The sequence below is a fragment of the Niallia sp. WK069_GA_01 genome (assembly GCF_983173855.1).
The window spans coordinates 4,689,107-4,715,343 of the sequence record NZ_OZ470138.1 but is presented as its reverse complement, the minus strand read 5'-3'; the positions used below and the strand labels follow the sequence as shown (position 1 = coordinate 4,715,343).

The following is a 26,237-nucleotide window of genomic DNA, read 5'->3' as shown; positions in this document are numbered from 1 at the left end:
AGAGGTGTTTTTTATTTTTCAATTAATTTTGAAAAGGCGGAACGAGAATGAAAAAGATTTATACTTTATTATTTGCACTTCTTTTAGCAGTTGGAGTGCTTGCTGGTTGTGGTGAAACGCAAAAGAATGACAACACAGCAGACAATAATGCTTCCACTGAAAAGGCATCTTTTCCGGTAACTATTAAAGATGCTCTTGGAGAGGACGTAGTAATAGATAAAGATCCAGAAAAGATCGTGTCTTTAATTCCAAGCAATACGGAAATTGCTTTTGAATTGGGATTAGGAAAAGAATTAGTCGGAGTCTCTGATTATGATAATTATCCGGCAGAAACAGCAAAGATTGAAAAAGTAGGCGGCATGGAGTTTAATGTCGAAAAAATTATTTCATTAAAACCAGATGTGGTACTAGCACATGCATCTAGTGCGCATAATTCAAAAGAAGGATTACAACAGCTGCGCGATGCTGGAATTGATGTATTGGTTGTAAATGATGCAACAAATTTTGAAGGTGTTTATGATAGTATTGAAATGATTGGAAAAGCAACAGGAGAAACAAAAGAAGCAGGACAACTTATCACAGAAATGAAAAATAAACTAGCCGATATAAAAGAAAAAGCTGCTAAAATTGCTGATAATGAAAAAAAATCTGTGTATGTTGAAATAAGTGGAGAACCAAGCATTTATTCAACAGGAAAAAATACATTTATGCAAGAGATGCTTGATACAATTAATGCCACGAATGTTGTAATAGAAGAAGGTTGGATTCAAGTAGATCAAGAAGCGATTATTAAAGCAAACCCAGATGTAATTATTACTACTTACGGCAGTTATGCAACAGAAGATCCTGCTGAAACAATTTCTAAACGAAAAGGCTGGAAAGATATTACTGCAGTAAAAAACAAAGCAGTAGTAGATGTAGACTCTGATACAGTTAGTCGTTCAGGCCCTCGTTTAGTAAAAGGGGTAGAAGAATTTGCAAAAGCAGTATATCCAGACGTATTTAAATAAAAAGAGAGCGGCTTATTTATATGCCGCTTTTTTTCTCCTTTTTTCGATCATAATAGCTATTTCAGTTGGTACCGTCTCTATACCTGTAACGGATGTAGTAAAAATACTTATCAGCAGTATTGTTCCTTTTGATCTACTAAAAAATGTTGATCCAATGTTTGTTAATATTGTGCAAAATATTCGATTACCGAGAGTGATTTTGGCAGGATTGGTTGGAGCAAGTTTATCGATAGCAGGTGCTGCTTTTCAAGGGCTGCTGAGAAACCCGCTGGCAGATCCTTATACACTTGGTGTTTCATCTGGAGCATCTGTGGGGGCTGTGATGACGTTGTTTTTTCAAGTGAGCATACCGTTCGTTGGGGGATTCACACTTCCACTCCTAAGTATTCTTGGTTCCTTTATTACGATTTTTTTTGTGTTGCTTTTTGCGAAAAAAATGGATCCAATGATGCGTGTCGAAACAATTATTTTAACTGGAATTATTTTCAGTGCCTTTTTAAGTGCTTTTATTTCGTTAATGATTGCATTAACAGGAGATGAATTAAGACAGATTATTGGTTGGCTGCTTGGCAGTGTTTCCATGAGAGGATGGGCTTATATAAAAATTATCCTTCCTTTTTTTATTATGGGATCTGGTTTGCTGCTGCTGCAGGGGAAAGAATTAAATGCATTGGCGTTTGGTGAAGAACGAGCACAGCATCTTGGTGTAAATGTCCAAAAAAGAAAAATGATCATTTTGCTGGCAGGATCGATCTTAACAGGTGCCGCTGTGGCAGTTTCAGGAACGATAGGCTTTGTCGGTTTAGTTATCCCGCATTTAGTCAGAATTTTAGCAGGACCAAACCATAAGCATTTGTTGGGGCTGTCGATGATAATAGGAAGTGGTTTTCTTATTTTAGCGGATTTAGTTGCGAGAACAATTATTTCTCCAACAGAGCTGCCAATTGGTGTGATCACAGCGTTAATTGGAGCACCAATCTTTGCATTAATATTATTAAATCGTAGAAATGGAAGGAATAAAAAGAATGCTTAAAGTAAATAATCTTTCTTTTCAATATACTGGCCGAACCATTCTTTCTGAGCTTTCCTTTTCTGTAAAAAAAGGAGAGCTTCTAGGTATATTAGGTCCAAATGGCAGTGGAAAAACGACGCTTCTAAAGCTGATAAGCGGAATTCTTAAGAGTGAAAAAGGCGGAATTTTCATAAAAGATAAGCAAATAACGAAATATACAGCAAAAGATTTAGCAAAAATTGTGGCGGTTCTTTCTCAACATGCTCATGAGTCTTTTTCCTATCAAGTGAAAGAAGTAGTGGCACTTGGGAGATATGCTTATCAACAGACATTTCTGCAGTCGTGGAGCATGGAAGATGAGAAAATAGTGCAAGAAGTAATGGAGATTACAGGAATCGCACATTTTCAGGATGCATCGATTCAAGAATTATCTGGAGGAGAAAGACAAAGAGTTTATTTGGCACAAGCATTGGCACAGGAACCTGAAATTTTACTACTAGATGAACCAACAAATCATCTCGATTTATCTTATCAAAAAGAGTTATTGGATAATTTGAAGCAATGGAGTCAGGAAAAGAATTTGACCATTATCAGCATCTTTCATGATTTGAATTTAGCTGGTTTGTATTGTGATCGACTTCTGCTGCTAAATGAAGGGGAAATCGTGGTGGATTCTAATCCAGCTGAGGTTCTTCAAGAAGAGAAAATAGAGAAGGTATACAAAACGAAGGTGAAACAAACAATGCATCCGCAGACCGCAGCACCACAGCTTGTCTTATTGCCCCGAAAAAAAACAAAAAGCAGTCAGATATTAATTGATGAAAAAAATTTACGTGTTTCTTCCAACTATATTGCACTGTCCTCACCTAAGCCATTAAAAACAATATCATCAGGAGTGACAGGAGCTGGAATTGGTTGGTATACAAGCTTTGTTAATAGACATGTTGATAAAAGATATAAATGTGATGATTATCAGCAAGAAATGAAGCACTATTTGCTTGCACACCATTTCGTTCCTGAACAGACAGTTGGCATGATGACGGCAGTCTATGTGGAAGATGCTGCTTATCATACATATAAAGAAGAAGATTTTTCTGTTTTTATCGTTGTTACAGCAGGCGTTGGAAATGCGGTTGATGCCGCAAATAGCAAGGAGCACCCTTCCCATCTTCTTCCTGGAACCATTAATATTTGGATTTTTATTAATGGGGAGATTTCGGAACAGGCATATGTACAAAGCATTATGACAGCAACAGAGGCAAAAGCAAGTGTGCTTCGCAATCAACAAGTGATTGATCCTGTAACGGGTACGATTGCAACTGGCACATCAACAGACAGCATTTTAATAGCTGCAACTCAAGAAGGAGCGGAATTAGAGTTTGCAGGGACTATTACACGATTAGGAAAATTAATTGCAACAGGTGTAGCAGAATGCTTAATGAAAGCATTAGAAAAAAGAAGCAAGAGGTTTTAGATTATGATCATTTCCCACCTTATCAGCATAACCATTGCTGTTATAATCGATAAAATCATTGGTGATCCGCCAAGCTGGCCCCATCCTGTGAAATGGATGGGCAATCTGATAGCCAAATTAGAAAAGAAATGGAACAAGGGCAATAATCGGAAATCAAAAGGGTTATGTATGCTATTTCTCGTATTGGGGATTACGTATACCACAGCATTTTTGATTGTATTTGCAAGCTATGAAATTCATTTTAGCATCGGGATTTTGGTGGAAAGCTGCCTTATTGCGACTACTATTGCTCAGAAAAGTCTAAAAGATGCGGCGCTTGAAGTATATGAACCTTTATTAAAAAAGAACCTTCCAGAAGCGCGTTTAAAGCTTTCTTATATTGTTGGAAGAGATACGGAAACTTTATCTGAACAGGAAATTGTACGTGGTGCTGTAGAAACAGTGGCAGAGAATACAAGTGATGGAGTAACGGCGCCATTATTTTGGGCATTTATTGGAGGAGCTCCTCTTAGTCTCCTTTATCGTGCTGTTAATACTTGTGACTCAATGGTTGGATATAAAAATAAAAGATATGGGCAATTTGGCTATTTCTCAGCAAAACTAGACGATGTAGTGAATCTACTGCCAAGCAGGATCACGGCATGGCTGCTGCTTTTATGTATTCGTTCTCCATTCTATTCATTCAAGGAAGGGTGGTGCACATTGCTTCAGGATGCCAAAAAACATCCTTCTCCAAACAGCGGCTGGGGAGAAGCAGCAGCTGCCATCTTATTAGGTGTACAATTAGGGGGAATTAATTATTATAAAGGCGAAATTTCTAATCGTGCCAAAATGGGCAAATGTAAAGTAAAGCTTGAGAAAGCACATATCATAAAGAGCAATAAGCTGTTAACCAAAGCGACATTATTCTTTTTATCTTTTTTATGGATTGGAGGTTTGTTGATTGAATTTGCCATCACACGGAGCTAATCCCTACTATTTATATGAACAAATGGATATAGAACCTCCGCATGCGCTTATCGATTTTAGTGCGAATATTAATCCGTTGGGTCCTCCTAAAACGTTAAAAAATCAATGGACCAGTTTATATAATACGATCCAGTATTATCCTGATCCAAAAGGAAGGCAGCTAGTTAAAAAAATAGCAGAAAAAGAAAACATAAAAGAAGGGCAAATTCTGCTTGGAAATGGTGCAGCAGAATTAATTTCCTTAATTGGCAGAATGCTGTTTGGCAAAAAAGTGCTGCTTATTCAGCCGACTTTTTCTGAATATGAACAAGTCTGTAAAGTGAATAACTGCGAAGTGTCTTATTACATAGTGAACGACACAGATTGGATGCTGAATATGGAAGATTTGGAAGCTTCGTTAAAAGGTGTTCATGCCGTTTTTTTATGCAATCCCAATAATCCAACAGGCATTTATTACAAGAAAAAAGAGCTACTCTCCTTATTGCAGGCATGTAAACGAAACAATAGCTTACTGATTTTAGACGAAGCATTTTATGATTTTGTAAAAGGCTATGAGGATATGGTACCTGAATTAAAGCATTCACCCCATTTGCTTATTTTACGATCCATGACGAAGATGTTCAGCATTCCTGGCATTCGATTGGGCTATACCATTGCGGCTAAAGAGATAATTATAAAATTAGCTTCTCAGCAGACACATTGGAGTGTAAATAATATTGCTTTGCATGCAGGCTTGTTTTTACTAGAGGAAGAGAATTTTATTACGGATACGCTTCACTACATAGAAACAGAAAAAAACAAACTTCGTATCTTTTATGAAAAGCTGGCATTTAAGATGACTGATTCACATGCTAATTTTTACTTGCTAAAGGATCCAACTTTAGATGATCAAAAAGCGTTTTTTCAGTTCTTATTAGAAGAGGGAATTGTTGCAAGGCACACTTATAATTATCCTGGCTTAAACGGTAAATGGCTGCGGTTTGCTATTAAAAATGAACAAGAAAATGAGCATTTGCAAGGAGTTATCAAAAAATGGGTCAACAATCGACATTCATTTTTATTACAGGCGGAGTAAGAAGCGGGAAAACCTCCTTTGCTGAAAGGCTGGCGATGGAATATGCTGAAAAAGACAATTTGCAGCTTCATTATTTAGCAACAGGTGTAGTAACGGATGATGAAATGAAAGAACGAGTCGAGCGTCATCAGAAAATCCGTGCTGTGCAGAAAAGGCAATGGAAGACATGGGAACAGCCGTCAGATTTGCAAGAATTGCTGTCCAGCTTTCATAAACAGGATGTTCTATTAGTTGATTGTTTAACAACATTGGTCAGCAATGAACTTTTTCAAGGTGAACAACAGGAATGGAATGAACAAATGCTGAAAGAATTGCAGGGTAAAATAGAAGCCGCGGTTTTATCATTAAGCAAAAGCTGTTCTATCTTCCTTATCGTTAGTAATGAAGTGACATATGAAGCACTTCAAACTCCCCTGCTGATAACGTATAGCAGACTGCTAGGCAGATTGCATCAAACCTTTGTACACATAGCAGACGAAGCATATCTAGTGGATAGCGGAATTCCGATAAGAAAGAAAGAGGGGAGACAAGTATGAACGGAATTATGGTGTTAGGCACCTCTTCTGATGTAGGAAAAAGCTTAATAGCAACAGGATTGTGCAGAATATTAGTTAATGAAGGGGTGAAGACGGCTCCATTTAAATCACAGAATATGTCAAATAACTCCTATGTAACAAAGGATGGAAAAGAGATTGGCAGAGCACAAGGAATTCAAGCAGAAGCTGCAAAAGTGGATGCAAACGTTTGGATGAACCCTATTCTATTAAAACCCCGTTCTGATATGCATGCAGAAATTGTTTTGCTTGGCAAGGTGGAGCAAGTAGTATCAGGGAAGCAATATCGGGATCAATTTTATGAAAAAGGGTTAGCAGTTATTCAAAGATCATTGGATTATTTGGCAGAAAGATTCGACGCGATTGTGATGGAGGGTGCTGGAAGTCCTGTTGAAGTTAATTTGAAATCACGTGAGTTAGTTAATATGAAGGTTGCGGAAATGGCGGATGTTCCAGTTGTGCTGGTGGCAGATATCGATCGCGGCGGCGTATTCGCCAGCATTGTTGGCACACTCGCTTTATTGTCTCCAACGGAACGGAATCGTGTAAAAGGAATCATTATTAATAAATTCCGGGGAGACCCTGATTTATTTGCAGACGGAATTACTTGGATAGAAGAGAATACAAAGATACCTGTATTGGGTGTGCTTCCCTTTATAGAAAACCATATGATTGATGGTGAAGACTCTCTGTCCTTTCAAGAAAAAAGACCATCCGGTGTGCGAGTCAGCTTGGATATTGCTGTTGTAAAGCTTCCTTTTATTTCAAACTATAGTGATATAGAACCATTTTATTTTGAAGAGGATGTGACGATACGACTTGTAGCAACAGGTGAAGAATTTGGTTATCCGGATGCCGTAATTATTCCTGGCACAAAAAGCACCATTCATGATTTAGCAAAAATAAAAGAAACAGGATTAGCAGAAAAAATTCAGGTCTTTTATCAAGAAGGCGGAACAATCATGGGGCTTTGTGGAGGATTTCAAATGCTTTGCAAGGAACTCCATGACCCGTTTGGAACAGATAGTGGCATCTCAGGCAATGAAGCAGAAGGTTTAAATATTATTCCTGCGTCTACTTTTTTTAATAAAAAGAAGATAACGACAAGAGTAGAAGGAAATTATTTTTCCGGAACTGGCATAGCTGGAGAGCTAATAAATGGATATGAAATTCATTTAGGTGATACAACAGTGCAAGCAGATGATCAGGTGGTTCCATTTTTACGTTTATCCAATGGAAAAGCAGATGGCTGCTTTATGGATAATGGAAAGGTAATTGGAACGTATTTGCACCACCTTTTTCATAACGATGAATGGAGAAGCATTTGGCTGAACGGTCTTCGTAAAGAAAAGGGATACGCATTAAAAGAAACGGTATTTATTCAAGAAATGAAGGATAAACGCTTCGATTTATTGGCAGATAAAATGAAGCGTCAGTTAAATTGGGAAAAGCTGTGGACAATTATGTTTGAAGGAATAAACCGATGAAAAAAGTATGGATAGGGTTTCTCTTAAATATGCAATTTTTCACTGCAGTACCGATTCATAAGACGCTGCCAATGGAAAAGGAATATGTAAACAGCAGTGTCCGTACTTTTCCAGTATTAGGACTGCTGCAAGGGGTGTTCTACAGTAGTATAGTATATGGTTTGCTTCATCTTACACCATTTTCCATTCTGGCTGTTTCCTTTTTTCTATGGCTGTTTATGATTGTATTTACAGGTGGTCTTCATCTTGATGGCTGGATGGATGCAAGTGATGCTTTTTTCTCTTATCAAGATCATGGGAAACGTTTAGAGATTATGAAAGACCCGCGTATTGGTGCCTTTGGTGTTTTATCTGTTATCGTGCTATTAAGTGCAAAGTTTTTCTTTGTGTATGAAACGATGAACAATATACAGCCTGAAACGTACTTTCTGCTTGTTTTCATTCCTTTTTATTCCAAAATGGTGATGGGGCTTCTTTTAATCCATGTTCCAGAAGCGAAAAAAGATGGTCTTGGTTCTTTTTTTAAAAAAGCCGTCAGCGGGAACATTACTGCGGTTTATTCAGGGTATGCAGCTATAAGCTTAGTGCTGGTGTATTTTTTTTATGAAGCAGCATTTGTAGATGTTTTGTTTTTATTGATAAGCAGTGGAGTAAGCTTTTTCGTTTTGGCAAAAAAAATCGTAAAATGGTTCGGTGGATTAACGGGAGATTTGCTGGGAGCAGCAGTGGAAGGGACGGAGATTATATTATGGGCAGTCGTGTGGTTATTGCATTATTTCGTCATGGGTTAACAAAAGAGAATGAACAGAAAGCCTATATTGGCTGGCTGGATAGCCCGTTAAGCCAAAAAGGGATTAATCAATTAAAAGCAAAGTCACTCAACTTTCATTATTACAAACGACTTTTTTCTAGTGATTTGCTACGGGCAAAACAAAGTGCTGCTTCCCTTTTTCCTGATAAAGACATAACAGAATCATCCTGCTTTCGCGAACTGAATTTTGGAGAATGGGAAGGGAAAACATATGAGCAGTTAGCAAACGACTCTATCTACCGAAATTGGATCAGTAATCCATTTACCACAACTCCTCCTGGTGGAGAATCATTTGCTTCATTTACAGAACGAATAGAACAAGGCTGGCAGATGATAATGGAAGCTAGTGCTGCTGCACAACATATAGCAATTATGACACATGGTGGAGTTATTCGTTATTTGCTGCATCGCTACGGAAAGGATAAAAGAGATTTTTTTGATTATCCAGTAGCAATAGATAGTGGTTATGAATTGATATGGGAGGACAGCGATTGCTTTAGGAGGAGAGAGAGATGCACTTTATTACAGGAGGCAGCTTTAATGGAAAGAAAAGATGGGCATTAAACTTTTATCAATTAACGTTTGATAAGGAAGAGATGAAAGTTGTTCGTTTTTATGACAAGGAAGATATAGAGGATTTACTGGAAGTGACAAAGCCTTTTCTCTTGTTGGAGGGTATCGAATATTGGATACGACATAAGATAATGACCTTGGAAGAGGACAAAATATACGATTATTTTTATACATTCTTTAAAAGGCTGAAGGACTGGGAGAATAGTGGAGACAACCATCAAGTCATCTTGATTGGCAGTGATATCACCAAAGGGATTGTACCAATCAAAAAAGAAGATAGATTGTGGCGTGATGTTACAGGCAGAATCTTTCAGGAAGCTGTGAGAATGGCTGATCGGGTTGATGTTGTTTGGTACGGATTACATGATCAATTAAAATGAGGAAGGCAGGAGTTTGAATGCGGATTTATACGAAAACAGGAGATAAAGGGCAAACGAGTATTATTGGAGGAAGAGTAGATAAAGATGATATTCGTATCGAAAGTTATGGCACAGTAGATGAAGTGAACTCTTTTGTTGGCCAAGCTGTCACTCAATTAGAAGGAGATGCGTTTAAAGATATTATTCGTGATTTAGAAAAGATTCAGCATGAGCTTTTTGATTGCGGAGGTGACTTGGCCAGTGTTTTAAAGGATCGACCATTAAAGCTGACGGCTCAAGCGATTGAGTATTTAGAAAAAAGAATTGATCAATTTATCGAAGAGGCGCCAAAATTAGAAAGGTTTATTCTTCCAGGAGGAACTCCAGCTGCAAGCAGCATCCATATTGCAAGAACAGTGACAAGAAGAGCAGAACGGTTAGTTGTCTCTTTGAAAAAGGTGGATCCCACTGTTTCTGATCTTCCTTTGCAGTATTTAAATCGTTTATCTGATTATTTTTTTGCGTTGGCGAGAGTGATTAATTATCGGAGCCATGTAGCAGATGTAGAATATGAACGAAGTGCCAAAGTATTTCGAGGAGGGAGAAAAAAACAGGATGAAGGGCAAGAAAATTAGTATCCTTGCGTTATTTATTGCACTATCAACTGTCGGGGCATTTATAAAAATACCTGGAATGGTTGGCAGTGTGGCATTAGATAGTTTTCCAAGTTTATTAGCAGGTGTTATGTTAGGAGGAGTTAGCGGAGGTGTTGTTGCTGGAATCGGCCATCTCTTATCTGCTTTCCTAGCTGGTTTTCCCCTTGGATCCTTTCATTTTATAATTTGTGTGGAAATGTTCTTATTAGTACTGTTTTTTTCTTTATTGTACCGAATTGGCAAAAAATATATGGCTTATTGCTTTTTTATTGTTGCAAATAGTATTATATTGCCTCTTCCTTTTCTTTTTCTTATGAGCAAAGCATTTTATTTCATGATTACTCCTTCTTTATTTCTAAGTGCAATGATCAATGCTGCTGTTGCTTATTTGTTGTTAGCAAGACTTGAGACTACTTCACTGTGGAGGAAAATCAGTCAATGAGAGATGTTCAAATAATTCCTTTTAATGCACAGGAAAAGATTATTATTGCGGCGGATAATAGTGGTGCTATCGGCATGAAAGAGGAGGATATAGTAGAGGCTTCCTATGAAACAGTAGCTTATTTCTCTTTTCGTGTTGCAGTGATGGAATGCCTTGCAGCAGGCGGAATTCCATTTTCGGTTATTCTGCAAAATTTCTGTGGAGAGAAAGCGTGGCAGCAGCTTTTGTATGGAATAGAAAAAGGGATAGCAGAATTAGAATTAACAAAGAAGTTGACAATTACAGGAAGTACAGAAAGTAATTTTTCTTTAAAACAGTCCGCTATTGGAATTACAGTTCTTGGAAAAAGTGAATCTGTTGGAAAAATGCCCTTTTCAACAAGCAAAATAGCAGTGATTGGTTCGCCGCTTGTTGGAAGTGAGGTAGTAGAAAATCCGGATAAGATTGCTCCGTTATCCTTATTTTACAAACTGGCAAGATTAAACAAGTACAATCTTCAGCCTGTTGGATCAAAGGGGATTTTGTATGAGCTGTCCGTGTTATTAAGAGATCCTATAAACGGAAGAATTTCCTGTACACTTGATATAGAAAAATCCGCCGGCCCATCGACTTGTTTTCTCATAGAGTATGAACAAACAGAGGAAGAAGAAATTAGAAGATTAACCACTACTTTTTTTCACGACTTACATATTAATTAACATAGAAACGGCCTTCTCCCTTGGTGAAGACCGTTTCTATGTTTAAAGTAAGGAGCAGCTTGAGAGCCAATGGAAAGAGGAACATTAATAAAAAAACCTTGAAGTTTGACGAACTTAGAAGGTTTTTGCTTAATCAAGGGCAGTGGTTATCCAAACCTTATAAAGAAAGGAGTCTTTTATTATCTTTTCTTCTGTATGAACTATGAAATTAGGAACTGAACCTAAAAAAAATGACAGGGCGAAAGCTATTTTATAGTCAGGAGTTATGTACCCATCAATAGTTCTTCCATATATTTCGTTTGCTATCGAGTCTGCCCATACTTCCGATTCCCACAGTGTATCAAAAATAATATCTTCGTTCTTCCATTTGATTTCCATATCGACAACCTCACTAATTGGTTTATTTTCCCTCATACTTCTTTAAAGGGGCTAGACGTCTCAGAGTGGAGGTTTTTGCAAGTAATCTTCGTTTCGTTGTCTTATGCATTTGCAAGACTAATTATCGTAAATGAAGATAATATGAATACTGCCAAAATGAAAGTATTTTCTTATAAAACGTCCTTCCTTTTTCATTTCCACTCTAATATATGTATTAAATATCGTTATCCTTTACTCCTTTGTTGTTCTTATTATTTTTATTAGAATATATCAAGAGTGTTGATTATCTAAAATTATCCAGAAGCATCCTGTGAAACATTAAGTAGCTTTTTAATTGGTTTATTTTACCTGTTTAGATTCAAAAAGGATGAATCAGGACAAAAACAGCAGAGAAAAGAGGGGAGTTTGTCCGATAAAGAGTGAATCAGGACCAAAAACCAAAATTCGAAAGCCGTTCCCTAGTGCACGAAAAGCATTACCATAGTGGGGGCAGACTCCTGAATTTTAAAAATTTGTTTTAGGGAGTTATTGGTCTAGTGTTTAGTATCTCAAAATTCGCCGTTATAAATTCCTCTTCATGTAATGCTATAACTTGGTGTAGACAATTAGAAAAGAGTGATTGATTAATCTTTTAGGGAGTTTTTTTGCTAATATTATTCCTTATAAATAGGGAATTGTTTTTCTGGGGGCTTGCGATGAGCCTGCGCCTGAGGGGTCTCACCTAATCCGCTAATTCAACAGGACAATCGCACCTTCCACTTCAGTCAAGCTGTTTTGATCCATTAGTTGCTGTTGCTGAACGGGTAAAAACACCCACCTTATAGAAATAGACTCAAGCGGAACAATTTTGAACACCACTTTTCAGGCTAGCCAATGTTACTGGAACTTTTCTTATATGCTACAAAGCGAATAAGCTACCAGATTACCTTTTCACACATAGATTAATAACAAACATTTCAAACTATTGCAATTAGATGAAAAGAAAAAACCAAATGAGGATTCTTCTTTTTAAAGAAGCCGTTCTAGTGGTAAAATAAACAAGTGTGATTGATAAATTGGAGGTACTTATAATGAAGACAAAACTTGGTTTATTATATGGTGGAAAATCAGCTGAACATAAAGTTAGTATGCAAACGGCCATGGCCGTTATAAAAGCATTAGATACAGATAAATTTGAAATTCATCCTATTTACATATCGGAAAATGGGGAATGGATTAAGGGAGAACAATTAGCAGGACCTGTTGAGAATGTTCAGCAGCTGGCGTTTCAATCCAAAAATGAATTGCAGACAACAACCCTTTCATCCCAGTTATTTCAATCAACAGAAGATCGCTCTTTTGATGTAATATTTCCATTATTGCATGGTACAAATGGAGAAGATGGGACAGTACAAGGATTATTAGAATTATTAAATCTTCCCTATGTTGGAAACGGTGTGTTAGCATCGTCAGCAGGGATGGACAAAGTAATTATGAAGAATATCTTTGAGGTTGCTGGTCTTCCCCAAGTGAAATATACATCCTTTATTAGAAATGATTGGAACAATGATAAAGAGTCTGCATATAAAAAAGTGGAAGAGAAGTTAGGTTATCCTTGTTTTGTGAAACCGGCTAATCTCGGATCAAGTGTTGGAATTAGCAAGTGTACAAATCGTGAAGAGCTGGATGCTGCATTTCTAGAGGCGTTTCAATTTGACAGAAAGATTATTATCGAAGAAGGTGTAACCGCAAGAGAAATAGAAGTAGGAGTGCTTGGCAACAATACGCCACAAGTTTCAGTTGCAGGTGAAATAATGCCTAAAAAAGACTTTTATGATTATAAAGCAAAATATGAAGATGGAGATACAGCCTTAATTATTCCTGCAGCTATTACAGAAAAAGAATATAGCTCTATTGAAGAGGATGCTATAAAAGCATTTAAAGCATTGGATTGTTCTGGGTTGGTTCGTGCAGACTTTTTCTTAACAAAAGAAGGAAATGTTTATATTAATGAAGTGAATACAATGCCTGGATTTACGCCGTTTAGCATGTTTCCTCTTCTTTGGAAGCATAGCGGATTAGAATATTCCGCTTTAATTGAAAAGCTAGTAGAACTTGCACTTGAGAGACATGAAGAGAAACAAATGATAAAATACACGATTTAATAAAGTTAATGCTAAAAAGGCTTGCGTAATTATTACGCAAGCTTCAATCTGTAGTTTTTTGAAAGCTACCTTATCAACTATTACATAATGGAACATATGGAGATTGGAGGGATTAAGATGATTAAACGTACATTACAAGAAGTTGCTCAAATGATGGGTGTGGAAGAAGGAATAGAAGGGGCAGAGAATATTGAGATTCATGGTATTACAATTGATTCCAGAAAAATTGAAAAGGGCAATTTATTTATTCCCTTTAAAGGAGAAAAAGTGGATGGACATCGATTTGTAGAAGCTGCCATTAACAGTGGGGCTGCTGCATCCCTTTGGCAAAAGGATGTTCCGAATCCACCCAAAGGTTTACCACTTCTTTATGTAGAAGATCCATTGAAAAGCATTCAGCAGTTAGCAAAAAGTTATCGTCATGAACTAGGAGTAAAAGTTGTAGGGGTTACCGGAAGTAATGGGAAAACATCTACTAAAGATATCACGACAAATTTGTTGTCATTAAAATATAAGGTGCAAAAAACAGAAGGAAACTATAATAATCATCTTGGGCTGCCACTGACGGTCCTAAATTTACAAGAAGACACTGATATTGCGGTTCTTGAAATGGGAATGAGCAGTAGAGGAGAAATTGATTTTCTAACAAAACTAGCGGAGCCGGATGTAGTAGTCATTACAAATATCGGAGAATCACATCTACTTGATTTAGGCTCACGAGAAGGAATTGCTGCAGCCAAATTAGAAATTATTAATGGACTAAAACCAACGGGCAGAGTTGTTTATTTTGGAGATGAGCCATTGCTTTCAAACGAAATAACAAAGCTAACATGTCTGGAAAGAAAAACATTCGGAATAAAAACGAATAATGATTTATATCCAACCACTATTCAGACAAGGGAAAATGGAAGCTGTTTTCAAATAAATGAATCAGATAGAGTCTTTGATCTTCCTATTCTTGGTAAGCATAATATATTGAATGCGCTAGCAGCGATGCTTGTCGCAGATTATTTTGCTATTTCTTATGAAGAAATGGATGAAGGATTCAAAACGTTAAAATTAACCAATATGAGAATGGAATTGTTAACAGGAAAAAAAGGTGTCCACATAATAAATGATGCTTATAATGCCAGTCCTACTTCTATGTTGGCAGCTATTGATGTAGTAAAGAATCTTCCTGGTTTTAAGAAAAAAGTGATGGTTCTTGGTGATATGTTAGAACTGGGTACGGATGAAGAAATTTATCATGAACAAGTTGGAAAAAGTATTTGTGGGGATGCTATTGATTATGTCTTTACTTATGGACAGCTTGGACAATTTATTGCCAAAGGAGCAAAAACACTTCTCCCTGAAAAGCAGGTTATGGCGTTTTTACAAAAAAAAGAGCTCATTCACGCATTAAAAGAAGTAGTGGACGAGGAGACGGTCGTTTTAGTAAAAGCCTCAAGAGGAATGAAGCTAGAAGAAGTAGTAAAGGCACTTCAATAAACAATTCGATAAAAAGAAACATATTAGGACTTTCGCCTTGGTGGAAGTCTTAATTATTTTTTTTAGAAAATTCACAATTTTTTCAGATATTATCGAACTCTGTCGAAAGAAAATACTTTATACTAGGATTATAGGTAGAAATTAATTTGGAATAGGAGGCTAGTAATGGCTGGTTGTCCATTTGGCTTTTTGCATCGTAACAAAGGAGACAAGGAATCGATCCATTCATCCAATGTTAACTCGAACAATAAAGGAAACTTAAAGTTAACTATTAATAACCAAGATTTATCTGTTCAAACAAAGTTTGTAGGTTTAACAGAGCAGGATATGGAGTTTTTGATTGAGCTTAGACCAATTATGGAAAAAAATGCTGATAGAATCGTTACGGCATTTTATAGAAATTTACAGCAAATTCCTCACTTAATAAATATCATTAATGAACATTCCACCATTGACCGCTTAAAAAAAACACTTACTCACTATTTATTAGAAATGGTATCAGGGAAAATTGATGAAAGGTATATAGAAAACCGTATTCGGATCGGAAAAATCCATAACAAAATTAAACTGTTTCCAGAGTGGTATATTGGTGCATATACGTTAATTCAAAATGAAATGTTTGTTATTTTAACAAATGAGAAGCTGCCGCTGGACAAAGCTAAATCTTTATATCTTTCTTTTCAAAAACTATGTTCCTTCGATATGCAAATAGGAATCTCTACTTATATAGAATCATATACGTCTTCCATGATGAAATTAAATGAAATCCACACATTGCAACAGCAATTGGATGATTCTGCTGCAACATTAGCAGCAGGGGCGGAGGAAACTACGTCTGCTATTTCAGATAAAGAGAACTTGGTAAATCAAATGTTAATTGAAATAAACGAAATTAATACGATTTCTACTGATACACTCAGCGAAGTCGAATTAGGAAAACAAGAAGTAGCATCCTCCTTAGAACAAGTAGATGAGGTGGTTACTTTAATTGAGGAGACCAAGCATTTAACCAAGCATCTAACGGAAAGCTCAAAAGAAATCGGTGCTATTGTTCAAACAATCAGGGGGATATCTAATCAAACCAATATATTATCATTAAATGCCGCGATTGAGGCACAACGGGCAGGAATCCATGGCAAAGGCTTTTCTGTAGTGGCCAAAGAGGTGCGAAAGCTTGCAACCGAAACGCAAAAGTCGTTGGATAATATTCATGGACAAATCAGCATGGTTCAAAGAACGGTAGGCAAGTTTGAATCCAGTTATAACCGTATTGCAGAAGATGCTAGTCTGTTAAAAGTGGTAAATGAAAAAATTATTTCGACTTTAAGTAATACAGTGGACAGTGTAAAGCACAGTTCTGAAAAAATTCAAAACTTTCATGGAATAGTAGATGAGTTTCAACGAACATTTGAAGAAATAACAGGAGCATCTTATCAAGTGGCACAAATGGCTGAGCAGTTAAATGAAGTAAACCATCAGCTTTCTCTTAAATTAATAGAGGATAAGTGAATAATAGTGGATAAAATTACACTTATTGTGTAAAATGGAGATTGTGTTAAAGAGTTTTCTAGGCTGTTTAATCAAAATTTTGTTTACTGACCAATTGAAGGAAGAATGGAGAAGCGAGTCTCTCTATTCATTTTATGTAGAAAGGTGATGTTGGTGATGGTTGCTTGTTTATGTCTTCATGGGTTTACTGGATCACCAATGGAAGTGAAGCCATTAGTGAATTTTCTCGAACAATACACGAATTGGAAATGTGTAATTCCAACATTGCCAGGCCATGGGGAGAAACTTCAGTTACAAGGAATTCGCTTTAATGAATGGATAGAACATGCTGAAAATGAACTGAAAAGTCTTTTGCAAAAAGAAGAAACTGTTTTCGTGATTGGTTTTTCAATGGGTGGATTAATAGCTAGTTATTTAGCAATTCATTATCCTGTGAAAAAATTAATTCTATTAAGTCCAGCAGCATACTATGTAAACCCTCCTCAAATGTGGAAAGAAATTAAATACATGGCCAGTGACTTTTGGAAGGGCGCAATAACAAAAAATGAACTATTTATCCGCTATATAAAAAAAATAAAAACGACCCCTATAATGGCTACTGTTCAATTTAGAAAGCTAGTGCATCATATTCGCCCATTGCTTTGCAAGGTGCAAGTGCCTACATTTATTGCACAAGGGGAAAACGATGGATTGGTTCCAGTAAAAAGCACGTGTTATTTATACGAGGCAATCTGTGCGAAAGAAAAAAAACTTCTCTATATAAAGGAATCTGATCATTTAATCTGTCATTGTATCGAAAAGGAAAGATTATTTTCAGAAATCCTCGCCTTTTTAACTGTATCTCAAAAAGAAGAAACAGTTTAATTTTTTGCGTAAGCAGTGAACCTTCTTAATCAAAATTAGAATCGTTTTGATAACCCTATATATCACTTGTGAAGTATGGGGCAATACTCCCCAGAGCTAGGCGCTGAAGCTAGACAATAGAAAAGCGCAAGCGCCTTGAACAGCTCGGAAGAAAAATGTTAAAAAACAACCTTTACATCTCCTCTAAGAAAATGAGCAAGCTTCATAATTTTTTTTTTACATTATCGCTAGGTTCCCTTTTTTTCCTTTTAGAATAAAATAGTTAATGGAAAAGAGGCGCATTCATTTTCAAGAAAAGAACTCTTTTGTATAGATGTCATTTTATTGCAAAGCGAATATGTAAGTGATAAGATTATTTTTAAAGTATAAAGGGGAAAAATTAAAAATACTGGACATACTTATAAAGATTAACTTTATATATATGTTGTATAAGGATTTTTGAAATTTAGGTTTTGTACTATTATTATGCTGATTTTTAGATGTTTGATTCTTATGAATAACAGCATTGTAGCTAACAGACCTAGAGTTAAATGAGAAGTTAATCTGTTTTTAGTGATTTGGCTTTTAAGTTGTCAAATAGAGAGAAATTTCGTAACGTCAGATTACACGCAAGAAATTTCTTTGTATTTGGCTAACTGGAAAACAGTAGCTGTAAACTCAAAAAAAATGGATGTCATTTGAAATATTTCCTCTAAAAAAGAACTCAATTTTACAGTATCTCATGCTATGTATAGTTGACAAATAAGCATATAGCCTCCAGTTCTCCACTCAAAGTAAATGAGGGATGTATGAATTCCTCAAAACTTTTCATATCTTATATGTAAACTTGTTTAGTTTTTTATTTAATTGTATGGGGAATAGTGGATAAAGTGGATTAAAAAAATAACGCCATTTAATATGTTTCGTTAATAAAAAAATGGGGTACATATAAAACTTAGTAAGATGGAAATACCTACTCGTGTGAATATTTTTAATGACTAGAAGGAGATTGGATATATTGGTAAAGTTTCAAGATTTAGGTATTAGTGCTGCCACGATGAAATCATTAAAAAGAATGGGGTTTGAAGAAGCGACACCTATTCAAGCAGAAACGATCCCTTTAAGCCTTCAAAATAAAGATTTAATCGGTCAAGCACAAACAGGTACTGGAAAAACAGCAGCGTTTGGTGTGCCATTGGTAGATAAAATTGATTTGTCAAAAGACGTTATACAAGGAATTATTATTGCTCCGACACGTGAACTTGCTATTCAAGTATCAGAAGAGTTGTACAAAATTGGGTATGGAAAAAGAACAAGAGTCCTTTCAATTTTTGGTGGTCAAGATATTAGCCGTCAAATCCGTGCATTAAAGAAAAATCCGCATATTATTGTTGGAACACCAGGTCGTATTTTAGATCATATTAACAGAAAAACACTTCATTTAGATCATGTGCAAACAGTTATTTTAGATGAAGCGGACGAAATGTTAAACATGGGCTTTATTGATGATATTGAATCAATTCTTTCAAAAATACCAGAAGAGCGACAAACTCTTTTATTCTCTGCCACTATGCCAGCCCCTATTAGAAGAATGGCTGAGCGTTTTATGAAAGAACCACAGGTAGTAAAAGTAAAAGCAAAAGAAATGACTGTTCCGTTAATCGAACAATATTATATTGAATCACAAGAGAAAACAAAATTTGATATTTTGACAAGATTATTAGATATTCAAGCACCAGAGTTAGCGATTATTTTCGGTCGTACAAAACGTCGTGTTGATGAGCTTTCTGAAGCATTGAATTTACGAGGATATACAGCAGAAGGAATTCACGGAGATTTAAGTCAGGCGAAACGTATGTCTGTTCTTCGTAAATTTAAAGAAGGTGCCATTGATGTTTTAGTGGCAACAGATGTAGCGGCTCGTGGATTAGATATTTCCGGTGTAACACATGTGTATAATTTCGATATTCCTCAAGATCCAGAAAGCTATGTTCACCGTATCGGAAGAACAGGCAGAGCGGGTAAAGAGGGAGTAGCTATTACATTTATAACATACCGTGAAAGATCCTATCTTCAAGTAGTGGAAAAAACAACGAAAAGAAAAATGGAAAAAATGATTCCTCCTACTGTTGATCAAGCATTAGAAGGGCAACAAAAAGCGGTAATAGAGAAGATTATGCAAACGGTAGATGAGAATAATATCGAATCATATAAAGAAAGTGCTGATGAATTATTAGCGCAAAAAGATCCGAGAACTATTGTTGCGGCTGTTCTTAAAATGTTGACAAAGGAACCAGATACAACACCAGTTAAGTTAACAGAAGAAAAATCGCTTCCTATGAGACGAGATCGCAAGCCTTATGATAAAAATAATAGCAGTTATAAAGACAAATCCCAAAAAAATCATAACGCTTCTCGTCAACGCCAAGGATATAGTAATAAACGAACAGGTCAAACAAATAATAAAAGCTATTCAAATTCAAAATCAAATTCCTATCGTTAAGGAAAAATAAGATAGAATAGTCGCTGTACACTATATTGGAAGCGTCTATTGATGGTGACGATTAGAATGATTTTATTGAAAACCCATGTGAGGGTGCAGCCTCACATGGGTTTTTTTATTTGGTAAGAAAGCATAAGCTTTTGAAGTCTGGCGTGGATATCTAGCACTAGCGTTTCTGTGCCTTTTTTATGTTGAAGAAATTTGCATATACTATAAAACAAATAAACATTTTACGAAAGAGGGAACAGCATTTGACTATTTTTAGACTAGGATATGTAGCAATGAGTGTACACTTGCAAAATGCTTCACCTTCTCAAACAATGACATATAGGCAATTTACCAACATTAAAGATAAGGAAGCTGCCATAAAGAAATTGGAAAGAATAGCATTAAGTAATTTAGAAAACTGCACAAGACTGCTAAAGCATAATATCGCGAACGAAATTTTTTTCTTTCGGTTTAGTTCTAGAATAATACCGTTAGCAAATCATCCAGATTTATATTTTTGGGATTATATACGTGTTTTAAAATCTAAACTTTATGAATTAGGCAAGATGGTAAAAAAATATGATATGCGAGTAGATTTTCACCCAGACCATTTTGTTGTTTTGAATAATACGGAGCCAGAAATCTTAAAAAATTCTTTAAAAACAATGCAAATGCACGGAAAATTATTAAAAGGAATGAAGCTAAACACAGAGCATCGATGTGTTCTGCATGTAGGAGGAGTTTACAATGATAAAGAGCAGGCATTAGAACAGTTTATTTTAAATTGGGGATTAGTTCCCATTAGGCTGCAAAAGATGATTATATTAGAGAACGATGATAAAAATTTCACTTTTAACGATACTTTGTATCTTTGTGAAAAATTAAATATTCCGTGTGTTTTTGATTTGCACCATCATATGGTCCATAACGAAGGGGATGACTGGTATAATCATTGGGGAAGAGTAATTAATACATGGAAATATTCTCCGCTTCCTATAAAGATGCATATTTCCAGTCCGCGTGATGGTGAACAGGATCGGGCCCATGCTGACTATATTAATGTAGATCAATTTTTAAGCTTTTTAAAAAAAGTAAATAAAACGATTCCAATGTTGGATTGTATGATTGAAGCGAAACAAAAAGACGATGCTTTATTTCAATTAGTAGATAATCTAAAAAATCACAAAGATATAAAATTCTTAAATGGATCCACCTTTATTATTACTTAAATAGGGTGAAAGAGTAAAAAAGTCCTTTAATAGTTGAAACTATTTAGAGATATTTACGTAATTAAGGAAATGGAGAAAAGTTCGGTTATTGGGGAGAGAAACGAAAAGAGAGAGAAGGGGAATCTATTTATGTTAAAACAACCTGAAAATCGCCTATCAAAAAAAGGGATGAAAGTATGGAGATTAACAGGATTGTTCACATCTGTTTTTCCATTGATTTTATGTGCAGCTGTTATTACAGTAACCATCCTGTTAGATTGGCCAATCCTGTTTTCTATTTTAAGTGTGGCTTTTTTTCTTATTTGTCTTTATTTTTTTGTAGGATTATTGCCAACTTTAAGATGGAAAAGATGGAGGTATGAAATAAGAGAAGATGAAATTGAAATACAACATGGTGTACTTGTAATGAAGAGAACCTTGGTTCCGATGGTTCGTGTACAGCATGTGGATACAAAGCAAGGACCGCTGCTTCGCAAATATGAACTTGCTGCTGTATCTATCTCTACTGCTGCTACTGTTCACGAAATTCCAATACTGGGAATGGAAGTAGCGGAGGAGATACGAAATTATATATCCAAAAAAGCAAGGGTGGCGGAAGAGGATGTTTGAACCAAAAAAACTTCATCCCATCACGATTATATTTAATATTTTGAAACAACTAAAGGATATTATTTTTCCTTTCCTTGCTGTTATTGTGCTAGGCGGCAGTGCCTCAAATTTGGGTTTTTATTATAAGATCGGAATCGTTTGTTTTATTGTATTAACAATTGTCGGAGGCATTTTTTCCTGGTTTTTCTTTACCTATCATCTCCATTCAAGAGAACTGAGAATTGAACATGGTATTTTTGTTAAAAAGAAACGGTATATTCCGTTTGAAAGAATTCAGAGTATTGATTTTACGGAGGGGATTTTACATAGACCGTTCGGGTTGGTGAAAGTGAAGATAGAAACTGCTGGTGGAGTAAGTGAAGCGGAAGCGGTCTTGACTGCAATCTCGAAGGAGCATGCAGAACAGCTGCGAGAGTATATTAATAAACATAAAAACAGGCTGAATAACAGCGGGGTTTTGGAAGACGTTCAAGAAGAGGAAATAAGACAAGAATTATATAAAATTAGTAATAAAGAACTGCTATTATTAGCCACAACATCTGGTGGAGTTGGAGTTGTTTTCTCAGCTATAATAGCAGCTGTTTCCCAATTTGATGATATCATTCCGTACAAAAAAATATTTCAGGAGTTTCAGCACTTTGTAGCAAATAGTGTTGCGATTGTCGCCGTTTTGGTTTTTGTTATCTTTTTTATACTATGGATTGTCTCTTTATTGATGACGATGCTAAAGTATGCAAATTTTACTGTTGCAAAACTGGGAAATGATCTTGTAATAACAAGAGGATTGCTAGAGAAGAGGCAAATAACCATTCCGATTCAACGTATTCAAGCTGTTAGAATAACTGAAAATATGATGAGGCAGCCATTGCATCTTGCAACCGTACATTTGGAAAGTGCGGGAGGCTCTCTAACAGATAACGAAGCATCAAGTGTAGTGGTTCTGCCAATCATTAAAAAGGATAAAATAAAAAAAATAGTAGAAGCGGTGTTGCCTGATTACCAGGTAGCGGCTGATTTGCATTCTCCGCCGAAGGTCGCTGTATGGAGATATATTTTCCGAAATAGTTGGGTCGCACTACCTGTAATGGCAGCTTCTTTATACTTTTTTCATACATGGGGCTGGATTTCTGCTTGTTTAATGGTCATATTGCCTGCATGGGGATATTTTAACTATCGAGCAGCTGGATGGCATTTGGCGGAGAAGCAGTTAACGCTTTCTTTCCGTCATCTAGCAAAAACGACTTTAATTATGAAAAAAAACCGTATTCAAACTGTTGATTATAAGGTAGGCTTCTGGCAGAAAAAAGCAAATCTAGCTTCCCTGCATGCAATAGTAGCTTCAGGAATTGGCGGGTCTGGCGGTTCAGTTTCTGACTTAAAGATAGAAGATGTAAAAAAAGTGTATAGCTGGTATTCTTATTCTAAATAAAGGGCTGTCTGGAAAGCGGTATTTTCACTTAAAAATAATGGTGAAAGTTAAACCGATACTTTTCAGACAGCTATTTTTATTTTAAGGTAAGAAAGTATAAAATTTTTCTTCAAGGCTGAACAAGGCGTCCCACACTTTTCTTATAAAAATGCTTATATTGTTATTTTACTTAAATAGTCCTAATAGAGCTAAGATAATAAGAATAATCCAAACTATTATATTTTTAGTTGGCGGTTTTTTGCGTGTTGCTGCAAAGGTTTTTATTTGAGACAGCTCTTCCTTGTAAGCATTTAATATGTTTCTCCCTTTAGATTGGGAGAAGCTGCCGATTAACAAGCCGCTGAGAAAACCAGTGATATGTGCAGTAATATTAATGTTTGGCTGAAGAAACGTCATGATTAAACTAAGAACAGCAATAGTCGCAATGGTTTGAGAATTATTTTTTGATAGGATATCTTTTCGAAAAACGATTAATGAAATATAGTAGCCAAATAAACCGAAAATAGCACCGCTTGAACCGAGATGAGTATAAGTTAATGGTTCAATAAAAAGGGTGACAATATTTGCGATAATTCCGGTAGAGAGATAGATAAACAAAAAGGAAACTTTCCCGAGAATTCTTTCTAAGGCTGGTCCAAATAAAAAAATACTAAAGCTGTTAAATAAAAAGTGAGAAAACCCTCCATGTATAAAAATGGGGGTGATTAGCCTCCACCATTCTCCTTCTACAATATATAAATTAACCCCAATCGTCTTTTCTAGAATATATTGGTTTGGAAATAGGGGAAGACTAGTTAAAATATATAGGACAAGATGGATAAATAAAATGGCTGAAACAATTGGATAGTATGTAATGTATTCTTTGAAACTTTCTCTTCTAGTAAACAAGTGTAAAACCTCCTTATTATCTCCTTCCTACATAATAGCCATTATAGAGGAAAAGATACAATTAATTTTAATCGTCTTTCGACTAAAGACGCCCTGGTTCTTGATCTGTAGAAAATAAGTTTGTCTACACTCTGATAATAATTTATGCACGGTTGTATAAAAATAGAAGGATGTGCCATATGATTAAAGGTATTGGAATTGATATTATTGAGTTAAGCAGAATAAAAGAAATAATGGATAGAACACCACGATTTGTTAAACGTATCTTAACCGAACAAGAACAAAAAACATTTAAAAACTACAAGAAGGCTAGACAAATTGAGTATTTAGCAGGACGGTTTGCTGCAAAAGAAGCATTTAGCAAAGCGATGGGAACAGGCATCGGGAAAGAACTTAGTTTCCAAGATATAGAAGTGGATAAAGATTGTTATGGCAAACCTATTTTTATAAAACCGTTAACGCAAGGTGTTCACTTATCTATTACCCATAGTAAAGAATATGCTTTTGCTCAAGTGATCATCGAAAAATGAAGAGAAAAGACTAAGCTTGGTTATAATCCCTTAGGTTGTCTCATATATTCATAGAGAAATAGGAGAAATAAGAGTGGTTGCTTTGATGCCGGTATTTTGTGTATAAGCTTTTGAACTTTTGCGAGTGTCTAGCTTTAATTCTGAGGTGCATGACACTAATGCCGGCGTCACCACAGTACGTGGTTTGCCGACAAGCCCATAGTTGTAAAAAAACAATCATTTGCCTCTCATAAATAAATAGCACGTATGAGGGGCAAATGAACATTTTTTCAGGGCTGACTAAGGGCTGCCACTCTTCTTATTTTTCCGCGTGAATAGAGAATAAGGGAGTTGAAAAAATGAACAAGAAGTTATGGTTGCTATTCGTAGGGCTATCGGTCATGCTTTTGTTAACTGCCTGTGGAGCGAAGTCAAAAGATGATGTTATGAAGGAGTTAAATGAAAAAGTTTCAACAAAAGGTTATAAGGCAGATGCAAAAATGACCTTGAAAATGGGAACAGAACCACAAACATATGAAGTGCAAATTTGGCATAAGGATCCAAATTATTATCGGGTTAATCTTAAAAATGCCAAAAAAGACCAGAGTCAAATGATTCTAAAAAATGATGAAGGGGTTTATGTGTTAACACCTGCATTAAACAAAAGTTTTAAATTTCAGAGTGAATGGCCAGAGAATAGTAGCCAGGCATACTTATATGAGTCATTAGTGAAAGATATACAGGAAGATAAAGAGGTAAAGTTTAAGACAACAGATAAATATTATATTTTTGATACAAAAACACGCTATCAAAATAATAAAATGCTACCTACTCAAGAAATAACGCTTAATAAAAAAGATCTTGCGCCGATTAGTGTAAAGGTTAAAGATACAGAAGGAAATGCCCTTGTTACAGTTAAATTTTCTAATGTGAAGTTTGATGTCAATTTTGATAAAAAAGATTTTGATCTGAAAAAAAGCATGACGGCTGCGAAACTAGTTGTTCCGGTTATGGGAGAAGTAGAGGATAAAACCTTTTCTGTTAAATATCCAGAAGATCAGTTAGAAAATGTTAAGCTGGTGGAAGAGAAAAAGGTAACAACAGAAAATGGCAGTCGTGTTGTATTGACGTATGATGGAGAAAAATCCTATACGATTATTCAAGAGAAAGCAGAAATTGCTCCAGCAACTGCTGGACCAATTGTGGTAACTGGCAACCCTGTTGATCTTGGGTTTACAATAGGTGCTGTGACAGCTAATAAAGTTTCTTGGACATTTGGGGGAGTAGATTATATTATTGCTTCAACAGATTTAACAGAGGATGAAATGGTTGTAATTGCTCGTTCGGTGCAGGGAGAAGCAATTAAATAATATAAACATCAAAGGCAGCTTCTATGTGGAGCTGTTTTTTTTGAATATATATATGCAGATACTCAATTTGGGTTTCTGACCACTGCAAGCACTTTAGTCCGCCTAAAAAAATATATTGCTTTTTATCAATTCTAAAGGGCATGAAGCGATTGGATATAAGGTTCTTTAAGAAGTGTTTTAATTAAATGTAAATTTTTTAAAGTAAATGTAAATTATTATAAAATTTACGT

At 35.8% G+C, this 26,237-nt stretch carries 25 protein-coding genes; 23 read left to right on the top strand and 2 right to left on the bottom strand.

All coding sequences use genetic code 11. The features are described 5' to 3' along the window. Nucleotides 1–47: 47 nt before the first annotated feature. From AC5LWL_RS21980 to AC5LWL_RS21920, 13 genes are read left to right on the top strand one after another with little or no spacing between them, the layout of a single operon-like run. Nucleotides 48–1,010, top strand: coding sequence for an ABC transporter substrate-binding protein (locus AC5LWL_RS21980; RefSeq protein WP_493436278.1), 963 nt, complete (start codon nt 48–50; stop codon nt 1,008–1,010). Then, on the top strand, nt 976–2,043 hold the full coding sequence (locus AC5LWL_RS21975; protein WP_493436277.1) for a FecCD family ABC transporter permease: 1,068 nt from the start codon (nt 976–978) through the stop codon (nt 2,041–2,043). The genes AC5LWL_RS21980 and AC5LWL_RS21975 overlap by 35 nt, the downstream gene beginning before the upstream one ends. Beyond that, nucleotides 2,036–3,496: a heme ABC transporter ATP-binding protein gene (locus AC5LWL_RS21970; protein WP_493436276.1), complete on the top strand. Its 1,461-nt coding sequence runs from the start codon at nt 2,036–2,038 to the stop codon at nt 3,494–3,496. The genes AC5LWL_RS21975 and AC5LWL_RS21970 overlap by 8 nt, the downstream gene beginning before the upstream one ends. 3 nt (nt 3,497–3,499) lie before the next feature. Next, entirely contained in the window at nt 3,500–4,465 is a 966-nt protein-coding gene (gene cbiB, locus AC5LWL_RS21965) for an adenosylcobinamide-phosphate synthase CbiB (protein ID WP_493436275.1), read from the top strand. Further along, nucleotides 4,440–5,540: a threonine-phosphate decarboxylase CobD gene (cobD, locus tag AC5LWL_RS21960; protein WP_493436274.1), complete on the top strand. Its 1,101-nt coding sequence runs from the start codon at nt 4,440–4,442 to the stop codon at nt 5,538–5,540. Before cbiB ends, cobD begins: the two co-directional genes overlap by 26 nt. Further along, nucleotides 5,498–6,076, top strand: coding sequence for a bifunctional adenosylcobinamide kinase/adenosylcobinamide-phosphate guanylyltransferase (locus tag AC5LWL_RS21955; protein ID WP_493436273.1), 579 nt, complete (start codon nt 5,498–5,500; stop codon nt 6,074–6,076). The genes cobD and AC5LWL_RS21955 overlap by 43 nt, the downstream gene beginning before the upstream one ends. Continuing rightward, on the top strand, nt 6,073–7,581 hold the full coding sequence (locus AC5LWL_RS21950; protein WP_493436272.1) for a cobyric acid synthase: 1,509 nt from the start codon (nt 6,073–6,075) through the stop codon (nt 7,579–7,581). Before AC5LWL_RS21955 ends, AC5LWL_RS21950 begins: the two co-directional genes overlap by 4 nt. Further along, nucleotides 7,578–8,372, top strand: a complete 795-nt coding sequence (gene cobS, locus AC5LWL_RS21945) for an adenosylcobinamide-GDP ribazoletransferase (RefSeq protein ID WP_493436271.1) — start codon at nt 7,578–7,580, stop codon at nt 8,370–8,372. The genes AC5LWL_RS21950 and cobS overlap by 4 nt, the downstream gene beginning before the upstream one ends. Beyond that, nucleotides 8,330–8,956 (top strand): histidine phosphatase family protein, encoded by a 627-nt coding sequence (locus AC5LWL_RS21940; protein WP_493436270.1) that lies wholly within the window; start codon nt 8,330–8,332, stop codon nt 8,954–8,956. Before cobS ends, AC5LWL_RS21940 begins: the two co-directional genes overlap by 43 nt. Next, complete coding sequence (locus tag AC5LWL_RS21935) at nt 8,905–9,345, top strand: bifunctional adenosylcobinamide kinase/adenosylcobinamide-phosphate guanylyltransferase (RefSeq protein ID WP_493436269.1); 441 nt, start codon at nt 8,905–8,907, stop codon at nt 9,343–9,345. Before AC5LWL_RS21940 ends, AC5LWL_RS21935 begins: the two co-directional genes overlap by 52 nt. Before the next feature lie 17 nt (nt 9,346–9,362). Continuing rightward, entirely contained in the window at nt 9,363–9,959 is a 597-nt protein-coding gene (locus AC5LWL_RS21930) for a cob(I)yrinic acid a,c-diamide adenosyltransferase (protein WP_493436268.1), read from the top strand. Beyond that, on the top strand, nt 9,940–10,422 hold the full coding sequence (locus AC5LWL_RS21925; RefSeq protein WP_493436267.1) for an ECF transporter S component: 483 nt from the start codon (nt 9,940–9,942) through the stop codon (nt 10,420–10,422). Before AC5LWL_RS21930 ends, AC5LWL_RS21925 begins: the two co-directional genes overlap by 20 nt. Further along, nucleotides 10,419–11,120, top strand: a complete 702-nt coding sequence (locus tag AC5LWL_RS21920) for an ATP-binding protein (protein ID WP_493436266.1) — start codon at nt 10,419–10,421, stop codon at nt 11,118–11,120. The genes AC5LWL_RS21925 and AC5LWL_RS21920 overlap by 4 nt, the downstream gene beginning before the upstream one ends. Nucleotides 11,121–11,249: 129 nt before the next feature. Here the strand turns inward: AC5LWL_RS21920 and AC5LWL_RS21915 are convergent, their stop codons facing one another. After that, nucleotides 11,250–11,492, bottom strand: coding sequence for a hypothetical protein (locus tag AC5LWL_RS21915; RefSeq protein WP_493436685.1), 243 nt, complete (start codon nt 11,490–11,492; stop codon nt 11,250–11,252). A gap of 1,076 nt (nt 11,493–12,568) precedes the next feature. Between AC5LWL_RS21915 and AC5LWL_RS21910 the strand changes: the two genes are divergently transcribed. From AC5LWL_RS21910 to AC5LWL_RS21875, 8 genes are all read left to right on the top strand, one after another. Beyond that, nucleotides 12,569–13,642, top strand: a complete 1,074-nt coding sequence (locus AC5LWL_RS21910; RefSeq protein ID WP_493436265.1) for a D-alanine--D-alanine ligase — start codon at nt 12,569–12,571, stop codon at nt 13,640–13,642. Nucleotides 13,643–13,759: 117 nt separating this feature from the next. After that, entirely contained in the window at nt 13,760–15,130 is a 1,371-nt protein-coding gene (locus AC5LWL_RS21905) for a UDP-N-acetylmuramoyl-tripeptide--D-alanyl-D-alanine ligase (RefSeq protein WP_493436264.1), read from the top strand. 165 nt (nt 15,131–15,295) lie between these two features. Continuing rightward, nucleotides 15,296–16,639, top strand: coding sequence for a protoglobin domain-containing protein (locus AC5LWL_RS21900; protein WP_493436263.1), 1,344 nt, complete (start codon nt 15,296–15,298; stop codon nt 16,637–16,639). A 156-nt stretch (nt 16,640–16,795) separates the two neighbouring features. After that, complete coding sequence (locus AC5LWL_RS21895; RefSeq protein ID WP_493436262.1) at nt 16,796–17,503, top strand: alpha/beta hydrolase; 708 nt, start codon at nt 16,796–16,798, stop codon at nt 17,501–17,503. Between the two features lie 997 nt (nt 17,504–18,500). After that, nucleotides 18,501–19,985 carry a degradosome RNA helicase CshA gene (cshA, locus tag AC5LWL_RS21890; protein WP_493436261.1) on the top strand — a complete coding sequence of 495 codons (1,485 nt, stop codon included), beginning with the start codon at nt 18,501–18,503 and terminating at the stop codon, nt 19,983–19,985. A 251-nt stretch (nt 19,986–20,236) separates the two neighbouring features. After that, nucleotides 20,237–21,202, top strand: a complete 966-nt coding sequence (uvsE, locus tag AC5LWL_RS21885; protein ID WP_493436260.1) for a UV DNA damage repair endonuclease UvsE — start codon at nt 20,237–20,239, stop codon at nt 21,200–21,202. A gap of 129 nt (nt 21,203–21,331) precedes the next feature. Next, entirely contained in the window at nt 21,332–21,811 is a 480-nt protein-coding gene (locus AC5LWL_RS21880; RefSeq protein ID WP_493436259.1) for a PH domain-containing protein, read from the top strand. Continuing rightward, a complete protein-coding gene (locus AC5LWL_RS21875; protein WP_493436258.1) occupies nt 21,804–23,240 on the top strand; it encodes a PH domain-containing protein in 1,437 nt (478 codons plus the stop codon). Before AC5LWL_RS21880 ends, AC5LWL_RS21875 begins: the two co-directional genes overlap by 8 nt. Before the next feature lie 165 nt (nt 23,241–23,405). On the opposite strand, the gene AC5LWL_RS21870 is transcribed toward AC5LWL_RS21875, so the two are convergent. Continuing rightward, entirely contained in the window at nt 23,406–24,128 is a 723-nt protein-coding gene (locus AC5LWL_RS21870; RefSeq protein ID WP_493436257.1) for a rhomboid family intramembrane serine protease, read from the bottom strand. A 179-nt stretch (nt 24,129–24,307) separates the two neighbouring features. Here AC5LWL_RS21870 and acpS point away from each other — a divergent pair, with 179 nt between their 5' ends. Both acpS and AC5LWL_RS21860 read left to right on the top strand, forming a co-directional pair. After that, a complete protein-coding gene (gene acpS, locus AC5LWL_RS21865) occupies nt 24,308–24,658 on the top strand; it encodes a holo-ACP synthase (protein ID WP_493436256.1) in 351 nt (116 codons plus the stop codon). A gap of 338 nt (nt 24,659–24,996) precedes the next feature. After that, nucleotides 24,997–26,007 carry a LolA family protein gene (locus AC5LWL_RS21860; protein ID WP_493436255.1) on the top strand — a complete coding sequence of 337 codons (1,011 nt, stop codon included), beginning with the start codon at nt 24,997–24,999 and terminating at the stop codon, nt 26,005–26,007. The last annotated feature ends 230 nt before the right edge of the window (nt 26,008–26,237 follow it).

What these genes read in the sequence shown, in the direction of transcription:
- AC5LWL_RS21860 (WP_493436255.1), top strand. Translation starts at nt 24,997, where the DNA reads ATGAACAAGAAGTTATGGTTGCTATTCGTAGGGCTATCGGTCATGCTT.
- acpS (WP_493436256.1), top strand. Translation starts at nt 24,308, where the DNA reads ATGATTAAAGGTATTGGAATTGATATTATTGAGTTAAGCAGAATAAAA.
- AC5LWL_RS21970 (WP_493436276.1), top strand. Translation starts at nt 2,036, where the DNA reads ATGCTTAAAGTAAATAATCTTTCTTTTCAATATACTGGCCGAACCATT.
- AC5LWL_RS21905 (WP_493436264.1), top strand. Translation starts at nt 13,760, where the DNA reads ATGATTAAACGTACATTACAAGAAGTTGCTCAAATGATGGGTGTGGAA.
- AC5LWL_RS21930 (WP_493436268.1), top strand. Translation starts at nt 9,363, where the DNA reads ATGCGGATTTATACGAAAACAGGAGATAAAGGGCAAACGAGTATTATT.
- AC5LWL_RS21875 (WP_493436258.1), top strand. Translation starts at nt 21,804, where the DNA reads ATGTTTGAACCAAAAAAACTTCATCCCATCACGATTATATTTAATATT.
- AC5LWL_RS21880 (WP_493436259.1), top strand. Translation starts at nt 21,332, where the DNA reads ATGTTAAAACAACCTGAAAATCGCCTATCAAAAAAAGGGATGAAAGTA.
- AC5LWL_RS21935 (WP_493436269.1), top strand. Translation starts at nt 8,905, where the DNA reads ATGCACTTTATTACAGGAGGCAGCTTTAATGGAAAGAAAAGATGGGCA.
- cbiB (WP_493436275.1), top strand. Translation starts at nt 3,500, where the DNA reads ATGATCATTTCCCACCTTATCAGCATAACCATTGCTGTTATAATCGAT.
- AC5LWL_RS21940 (WP_493436270.1), top strand. Translation starts at nt 8,330, where the DNA reads ATGGGCAGTCGTGTGGTTATTGCATTATTTCGTCATGGGTTAACAAAA.
- AC5LWL_RS21955 (WP_493436273.1), top strand. Translation starts at nt 5,498, where the DNA reads ATGGGTCAACAATCGACATTCATTTTTATTACAGGCGGAGTAAGAAGC.
- cobS (WP_493436271.1), top strand. Translation starts at nt 7,578, where the DNA reads ATGAAAAAAGTATGGATAGGGTTTCTCTTAAATATGCAATTTTTCACT.
- AC5LWL_RS21925 (WP_493436267.1), top strand. Translation starts at nt 9,940, where the DNA reads ATGAAGGGCAAGAAAATTAGTATCCTTGCGTTATTTATTGCACTATCA.
- AC5LWL_RS21910 (WP_493436265.1), top strand. Translation starts at nt 12,569, where the DNA reads ATGAAGACAAAACTTGGTTTATTATATGGTGGAAAATCAGCTGAACAT.
- AC5LWL_RS21920 (WP_493436266.1), top strand. Translation starts at nt 10,419, where the DNA reads ATGAGAGATGTTCAAATAATTCCTTTTAATGCACAGGAAAAGATTATT.
- AC5LWL_RS21980 (WP_493436278.1), top strand. Translation starts at nt 48, where the DNA reads ATGAAAAAGATTTATACTTTATTATTTGCACTTCTTTTAGCAGTTGGA.
- AC5LWL_RS21895 (WP_493436262.1), top strand. Translation starts at nt 16,796, where the DNA reads ATGGTTGCTTGTTTATGTCTTCATGGGTTTACTGGATCACCAATGGAA.
- AC5LWL_RS21900 (WP_493436263.1), top strand. Translation starts at nt 15,296, where the DNA reads ATGGCTGGTTGTCCATTTGGCTTTTTGCATCGTAACAAAGGAGACAAG.
- AC5LWL_RS21950 (WP_493436272.1), top strand. Translation starts at nt 6,073, where the DNA reads ATGAACGGAATTATGGTGTTAGGCACCTCTTCTGATGTAGGAAAAAGC.